The sequence below is a fragment of the Cupriavidus sp. SK-3 genome, from assembly GCF_000611145.1.
In the GTDB taxonomy this organism is placed as follows: Bacteria; Pseudomonadota; Gammaproteobacteria; order Burkholderiales; family Burkholderiaceae; genus Cupriavidus.
Genome location: NZ_JFJV02000095.1, coordinates 1 through 6,497 on the forward strand (window position 1 = coordinate 1; position 6,497 = coordinate 6,497).

General features: G+C 64.2%; 7 protein-coding genes and 2 pseudogenes. 5 read left to right on the forward strand and 4 right to left on the reverse strand.

The annotated features are described in order from the left end of the window. Positions 1-719: 719 nt before the first annotated feature. From CF70_RS09600 to CF70_RS09615, 4 genes are all read left to right on the forward strand, one after another. Positions 720-1,655 carry an XpsR family transcriptional regulator gene (locus tag CF70_RS09600; RefSeq protein ID WP_235184974.1) on the forward strand — a complete coding sequence of 312 codons (936 nt, stop codon included), beginning with the start codon at positions 720-722 and terminating at the stop codon, positions 1,653-1,655. A gap of 373 nt (positions 1,656-2,028) precedes the next feature. Beyond that, a complete protein-coding gene (locus CF70_RS09605; RefSeq protein WP_414629439.1) occupies positions 2,029-2,898 on the forward strand; it encodes a DUF2167 domain-containing protein in 870 nt (289 codons plus the stop codon). 37 nt (positions 2,899-2,935) lie between these two features. Next, entirely contained in the window at positions 2,936-3,670 is a 735-nt protein-coding gene (locus CF70_RS09610; RefSeq protein WP_035863522.1) for a site-2 protease family protein, read from the forward strand. A gap of 46 nt (positions 3,671-3,716) precedes the next feature. After that, positions 3,717-4,859 (forward strand): tetratricopeptide repeat protein, encoded by a 1,143-nt coding sequence (locus CF70_RS09615; RefSeq protein ID WP_063830446.1) that lies wholly within the window; start codon positions 3,717-3,719, stop codon positions 4,857-4,859. Positions 4,860-4,920: 61 nt separating this feature from the next. Here the strand turns inward: CF70_RS09615 and CF70_RS09620 are convergent, their stop codons facing one another. The 4 genes and pseudogenes from CF70_RS09620 to CF70_RS37590 all read right to left on the reverse strand — a co-directional run. After that, entirely contained in the window at positions 4,921-5,415 is a 495-nt protein-coding gene (locus CF70_RS09620) for a hypothetical protein (RefSeq protein WP_035863524.1), read from the reverse strand. A gap of 69 nt (positions 5,416-5,484) precedes the next feature. Then, entirely contained in the window at positions 5,485-5,730 is a 246-nt protein-coding gene (locus tag CF70_RS09625; protein WP_035863526.1) for a GlsB/YeaQ/YmgE family stress response membrane protein, read from the reverse strand. A 60-nt stretch (positions 5,731-5,790) separates the two neighbouring features. Continuing rightward, positions 5,791-5,973 (reverse strand): hypothetical protein, encoded by a 183-nt coding sequence (locus CF70_RS09630; protein WP_035863528.1) that lies wholly within the window; start codon positions 5,971-5,973, stop codon positions 5,791-5,793. Between the two features lie 139 nt (positions 5,974-6,112). Continuing rightward, positions 6,113-6,211, reverse strand: a pseudogene (locus tag CF70_RS37590) (peptidoglycan-binding protein LysM); the annotation flags it as partial. Positions 6,212-6,242: 31 nt separating this feature from the next. On the opposite strand from CF70_RS37590, the pseudogene CF70_RS37595 reads away from it, so the two are divergent. Next, positions 6,243-6,395: pseudogene (locus tag CF70_RS37595) on the forward strand (EamA family transporter); the annotation flags it as partial. Between the last annotated feature and the right edge of the window lie 102 nt (positions 6,396-6,497).

Consider the following 6,497-nt stretch of genomic DNA (forward strand, 5'->3'; position numbering starts at 1 on the left):
GGCGGGGGTGGGCTTTGCATTCGCGTTGCCGTTGGCTGGCGAGGCTGCCATCAGTATTGGCTCGACGGCTTCGCGGATGCCGGTGGCGCGGCGGCATGAGATCGGGGGATTGATCCGGGAGGCATTTGGATGACGGGACCTCAAAAAAATATCCCCCCATCAGAGGGGATAAAAAAATAAATTCGCCCCCCGAATGCCCGGCTTTCTACGCTTTTTATGTCAGAAATTAAAATATTGTAGTGTATGACGCATACAATCTGCGCTAGAGTGCAGCGCAGCAATTCATTTTGAACATTTTTGACATTTTGCGTTTATCCAGCGGGGGCAATATCTTTGGACTCCACCTCTCCAGCGTGCCGGCGAGCCATATCCGGGCAGCCTTCCTCTCATTCATGCCGGTACCGTTCGTGCCGGCTGGAAACGCTTCAAAGCGTCATTGACTGACACCCGCAGCGCCATCCGCGCACCGGCTACATTCGATATTGACGCATATCAAATATGCATAAATGGCAGGTCGAATGGCTTTGACCTGCTATTTCCTGTTTAAAAAATAACATAAGCAAATACACGCAACCCACGCGGGAGGGTTGCCCCGCCGTGCCCCACAAGCGGCATGCGGGACACGTTGGACAACCCCGGCGGCACGCGCGGTCAGCAGAACCGGGCGGCACGCCGCGGGAATGGGTGAATGGGGTCCCACCAAGGGATAAGGGGCAGCAATGCAGCACTCAGGAATATTCACGCGCGATGAACTGGACAATTACTTTGCGTCGTACGTAGGCATGGAGGGCGGAAACCCGAGAGCCAGCGTGTGGATCTGCGACAGAAGCCCGCATCCGTGGTTCGAGCGCCTTGCCGGGCCATTGCGGCCGCGCACGGAGCCCTGTGCATGGGATGACGCGTTTCGCGCGAAACACCGGGCCGATATGGGCAAGTGGCTCAACCACCAGCGCATTGCGCGCATCATGGCCGCGGCCCGCGCCGAAGCGCTGGGTATCCGGCTGGACGACAACGACTGGAAAGCATACTTCCGGGACCAGCTCTACGCACCGGACGGCGCGGAGTTCAAGCTGAACCTGTTTCCCCTGCCGATGCAACTCGATGGGCTGACGCCCTGGTCCAAGGTATTTCGCGGCCAGGCTGAACTCGTGCCCAAGGAACGCTACCTGGAACTGTGCCGGCATGGCGGGCGATTCCGCTTCCTGCGGACACTCTGCACGTACTGGCGGCCAAAGGTGGTCATCTGCATCGGCCATCGCCAGACCGACGACTTCGTGCGGGCTTTCGGGCTCGACGAAGCTGCTGGGGAGGTCCGGCAGCTACAGCCGGCAGACCAGGTAAGGCTCCTGCATGTCTTCGTCAGGGATGGCACCACGTGGATCCTGTGCCCCGCCCTGGCCGGCAGCGCCGGACTGACTTCGGACGTGCAGCTAAATGCGTTCGGCAAGCTGCTTGGCGCGAGTCTTGAGGCTAGCGACTTCGATAGCTTTCCGGCGCCTGCCAGCGGTCCGGAAAGATTCCTGGAGAGCCATAACGCATTGCAGGTCGGGCCCGCAGCTACGGGGCTACCCCGAGGCGGATACCCTGCCCGGAGAAGCCCCCATGCGGATCCCTCCCCCAGCCAGAACCAGGCCTTATGCGCTCCCCCACACTGAACGCTTGAGGGCTGGGTAAAAGCGCAGCGCGCGTTGCCAGGCCGGGGCTTCAGGCCTGGCAGGCGCGCGCTGGCACGATCGGATTCACGGCAAGCGGCCGAGGCTGCAACCCACACGCCTCCTTTAGCAGCTTCCATCACCGGCCTCTTCCCATTTCCCCTTCGGCCACACTGCCGCAAATAAAAAAAACGCTAAAATCACCAATCGCCAGACCATCAGGCGATCGCACTGCTTGCGAGGCCGCCGGAAGCCCCCCTTCCCCTGGCCATCGTCGGCCGTGCCGCAAATAACAAACAATCTAGCGAAGGGAGCGGTCATTGTGGGAATGACGGGTCATGAATTGCGTAGCATGCTGGCAAGCCTGGCATGCGGGATGAGCCTTCTTGCGTCCGGCAGCCTGCTGGCGCAGGGTAGCGACAGCAAGGAAAAGGGGATGGAGGCGGCCTGGCAGGCTGCGCAGTCCAGCGCCCAGGCAGGTCCGGCCACGGTAAAACTGGGCGAACAGGCCACGCTGAAACTGCCTGCCAGGGAAGTCTTCATTCCCCAGCCGGCCGCCGGCAAGCTCATGCACGCCATGGGCAACCTTACCGACGAGCGCCTGCTTGGCCTGGTGCTGCCCACCGGCGACGACGACTGGATGGTGGTAGCCAAGTACGAGCCCTCGGGCTACATCCGCGACGACGACGCCAAGGACTGGAATGTCGACGACCTCTTCAATTCGCTCAGGGAAGGCACGGAAGCCGCCAACGAGGAGCGCGAGAAGCGCGGCATCCGCGGGCTTGAGATCGTCGGCTGGGTGGAGCGGCCCCACTATGAGGCGGCCAGCCATCGGCTGATCTGGTCGATGTCGGCACGCGAGAAAGGCCAGCCGGCCGATGCCCCCCAGTCCGTCAACTACAACACCTACGCGCTCGGGCGGGAAGGCTACGTCAGCCTGAACCTGATCACCGCGCGCGACCAGGTCGACGCCAACAAGCCCGTGGTGCGCACGCTGCTGTCCAATCTCGACTTCGCCGAGGGCAAGGCCTATGCGGATTTCAATTCCGGCACCGACAAGATAGCGGAATACGGGCTGGCCGCGCTGATCGGCGGGGTAGCGGCGAAGAAGCTGGGACTGCTGGCCGTCCTGGCGGCGTTCTTCGCCAAGTTCGCCAAGGTGATCATGCTGGCAGTGGCGGGCATCGGCTATTCCGCCACCAAGTGGTTCAGGCGCAAGCCATCCGGTCCCGCACAGCCGAAGTGAAGGCGTATTCCTCCTCCCCAGCTCCGGAGTTGTACCGTTGACCAAGCTGTTGCTCCTGCTCCTGGGCGGCCTGAAGATGGGCAAGCTGCTGACCACAGGCGGCACCATGCTGCTGTCGGTCGGCGCCTACGCGCTGATCTTCGGCTGGCGCTATGCCGTCGGCTTCGTGCTGCTGATCTTTGTCCATGAGATGGGCCATTTCCTGGCCGCGCGCCGCCGCGGGCTGGCCGTGGGCGCGCCCACCTTCATTCCATTCGTCGGGGCCTGGGTCGAACTCAAGGACCAGCCGGTCGACGTCGAGACCGAGGCCTATATCGGGCTGGCGGGGCCGGTGGTCGGCACCCTGGGCGCCCTGGCCTGCTATTACATCGGCCGCAGCACCGGAAGCGGACTGATGCTCGCGCTGGCCTATGCCGGCTTCTTTATCAACCTGTTCAACCTGATCCCGCTTTCGCCGTTCGATGGCGGCCGCGTCACCGCGGTGCTGTCGCCGCGCATCTGGTTCCTTGGCGTGCCGGTGCTGGTGGCGATGTTCCTGTGGCGCCCCAGCCCGATCCTGATCCTGGTGGCACTGCTGGCGGCCCCGCAGTTGCTCAAGGCCTGGCGCTACGATCCGCAAGCCCCGGAGAACCGCGCGTATTACACCATCAGCGCGGAAATGCGCCTGACCTATACGCTGTACTACCTCGGGCTGGTGGCGTTCCTGGCGGTCATGACCCATGACCTGCACGGCATGCTGGGCGGCATCCGTGCCGGCGGCATGCCCACCTGACGCCGGCGAAGGTGCCCAAACCCGTTTCAACCTGAATACCAAGGCAATGAGAAGCAAATCGTTTTACCTGAAGGGCGCAGTGCTGTTGGCTGTGGCATCCATTCCCGCCATGACGCTGGCGCGCGACTACCGCCAGCCGGGCACGCTCGGCGAAGGCACGCAGGTGCACCGGTTCGTGCTGCGCGATCCGGCTACCGGCCAGGCCATGCCCGGAGCCCGCTACCGGCTGTTCCTGCCGGGCCAGCGGATCGCCGGCGTCTCCCCCAAGTCGAACGAGCAGGACAGCGTGATCTTCGGCGTCACCGACAAGCAGGGCAACACCGTATCCGTACGGATGCCCAGGCGGCATGCCAAGGAAAAATGGATCCTCAACCCGATCGTCGGCGAAGGCGATTTCGGCGAAGCATTCTCGATGCGCGGCGAGAGCAGCAACCATCCCGTGACAGGCATGGCCTACGTACTCGACCTCAACGGCGGGTACCTGTTCTGCAACCGGACGGATAGCCACGGCTACACCTACTATGCGCAAAGCCACAAGGCGCAGACGATCAGCCTCGACTACACGTTTTCCGGACTGCAAGCGGGCGAATACGCGTGGTGCAGGCGCGAGTCCGACGCCATCACTGCGCTGCCGGCCGGCGCCGGGCCGGCGGCCGTCTTCCGGCAGATGCTGGCAAGCTACGAGGCCGGCAAGAACGAAATCGGCGCGGACTTCCAGGCGCGCATCCGCCGCAAGCTGATCGACCTGTCGATCGCGAGCCGGGACGACAAGCAACTGGACATCGCGCTCGGCCTGGCGCCCTTGCCAAAAGACAGCCTGAACGAGGTCGGCTACGCGCTGGTCGATGCCAACTGGATGGTCGGGCGCGGCATGGCAATGATCGACGAGGCCCTCGCCCACACGCCGGACAACCCTTACGTGCTGGACAGCAAGGGCTGGGCGCTGTTCCGCCTGGGCCAGCCCGCGCAGGCGCTGACCTACCTCGAACAATCCCTGGCCGCGTACGGCGAAGGCACCGAGAGCAACCTCGGCGCCCGGGTGGAAGGCCTGGCGCACAAGGGCGAGGTGCTGATGCAATTGCAGCGGCAGGACGAAGCGCGCGCCGCCTTTGTCGCGGCGCACGAACTGGCCCCGGACGACGAGAAGCTGCTGCGCACGCTGGCGCGGCTAGAGGTGGCATTGCCGTAACGGCTGCGCACTGGCGGCGGCCGCCCGCGCGCCACGCGACGCCGGGGCTGCCACCTGCGGCTCAGCCCTGCTGGTGTTCCTTGAACCTGGCCAGCGCAATGGCCAGCGCGGCGCTGCCGATGGTCTTGACCAGCGTGGGATGCTGCGCATAGAAATCGGCGATCTGGTCGATCACGCCCGGATGGGCCTGCTCGGCATGGGCGGCGATCTCCTGCACCTGTGCCGGGGTGAGCTGGCTGGCCTGCGCCGGAGTGACCTGGGTCGCGCCAGGCTGCAGCAGATTGCCCAGCGCACCGCCCGCCGCGCCGGCCAGCGCCGCCGGGCCCAGTGTGGCCAGCAACTGGTTGAGCAGGCCCGCCTGCTGCGCACCGCTGGACTGGCCGAACAGTTCGCCCACCATATTGCCGAAGGCCGGAGTCTGGTCGGAGCGGAAGGCGCCGGCCAGCAACTGGCCGAGCGCGCCTTCAGGCGCGTTCTGCGCGACGTGGTCTACCTGCTGCTCGGGATTGCCGCCCAGGGCGGTGGCTGCAGACTGCAAAAAATCCATCAGGCTCATGATCGGGTTCCGTGTTCCGTTGCGGGTGTTGCTTCGTGGTATCTGGCTTTCGGGGCGTGGCGTTGCGGCTCAGCGCTTGCTGATCAGGTGATAGCCCAGCAACAGGATCACCGCGCCCACCACGGCGCCGATAAAGCCGGCGGATTGCCCTGGGCGATACCAGTGCAGGGCCTGCCCGAGAAAGGTAGCGGCCAGCGCGCCGCCGATACCCAGCGCGGAGGTCAGGAAGAACCCGCTAGGGCCGTTGCCGGGGGTGATGGCGCGCGCCACAAGCCCGGCCAGGAAGCCGATGAGAATAGTCCAGATCAGGTGCATGCCGTCATGAGAAATAGGAAAAGGGCGCGCCCCCGGAAGAGCGCGCCCTGAAACGCCGCATTACTGCGCGGCGGACTTGGCCGGCGTGGCGGCCTTGGTGTGCTTGGTGGCTTGTGTCTTGTTGCTCTTGTGCGCGCTCTTTTCCACCTTGGTGGGCGCCTTGGGCGCGTCGGCGGCTGGAGCCTGGGCGAAGGCACCGGCAGCGAAGAGTCCGAGGGTCAGGATGGCGAGAACCTTCTTCATGTCTATCTCCAGGTGAGGCGCGCTTCGTTGCGCGTTGCCTGTAAAAACGGGCCGGGGCCTGCGCTTGTTGACAGCCGGTACGCAGCGCCGTGTAACAGTTCGTATCCGGCGCTGCGCCGGCGTACTCGTGCCGGCTTACTCAGGATACTTGCGCTGGAATGCGCAGTGTCTGTCCCGGATAGATCTTGTCGGGATCGCTCAGCATGGGACGGCTGGCCTCGAAGATTTCCGGGTAGCGCAAACGGCCATGCAGTACCTCGCGCTGACCACGCCCTCGGGCGCAGTTGCCGGTGTTTTTCTTTACGCTTACGCCTGTGTTTGCCGCGCTGATGTCGACTGCTTTGCTGGGGGACTGGCTGCGGTGGTTTCATGCTGCCGGGCTGGCGGCTATTGGGGCGGGGATTTGGATTGCTAATCGGTGAAGGGGTTGGGTTGGGGTTTTAGGGTTTCTGGCTGCTGGTTTCTGGCTGCTGGCGCAGAGGGACGTTTTGGGGGCGGGGTTTTATTGCTTCTAGCTGCTGGCG

Coding starts and splice junctions, on each gene's coding strand:
- CF70_RS09600 (WP_235184974.1), top strand. CDS start 720: ATGCAGCACTCAGGAATATTCACGCGCGATGAACTGGACAATTACTTT.
- CF70_RS09605 (WP_414629439.1), top strand. CDS start 2,029: ATGAGCCTTCTTGCGTCCGGCAGCCTGCTGGCGCAGGGTAGCGACAGC.
- CF70_RS09615 (WP_063830446.1), top strand. CDS start 3,717: ATGAGAAGCAAATCGTTTTACCTGAAGGGCGCAGTGCTGTTGGCTGTG.
- CF70_RS09620 (WP_035863524.1), bottom strand. CDS start 5,415: ATGAGCCTGATGGATTTTTTGCAGTCTGCAGCCACCGCCCTGGGCGGC.
- CF70_RS09625 (WP_035863526.1), bottom strand. CDS start 5,730: ATGCACCTGATCTGGACTATTCTCATCGGCTTCCTGGCCGGGCTTGTG.
- CF70_RS09630 (WP_035863528.1), bottom strand. CDS start 5,973: ATGAAGAAGGTTCTCGCCATCCTGACCCTCGGACTCTTCGCTGCCGGT.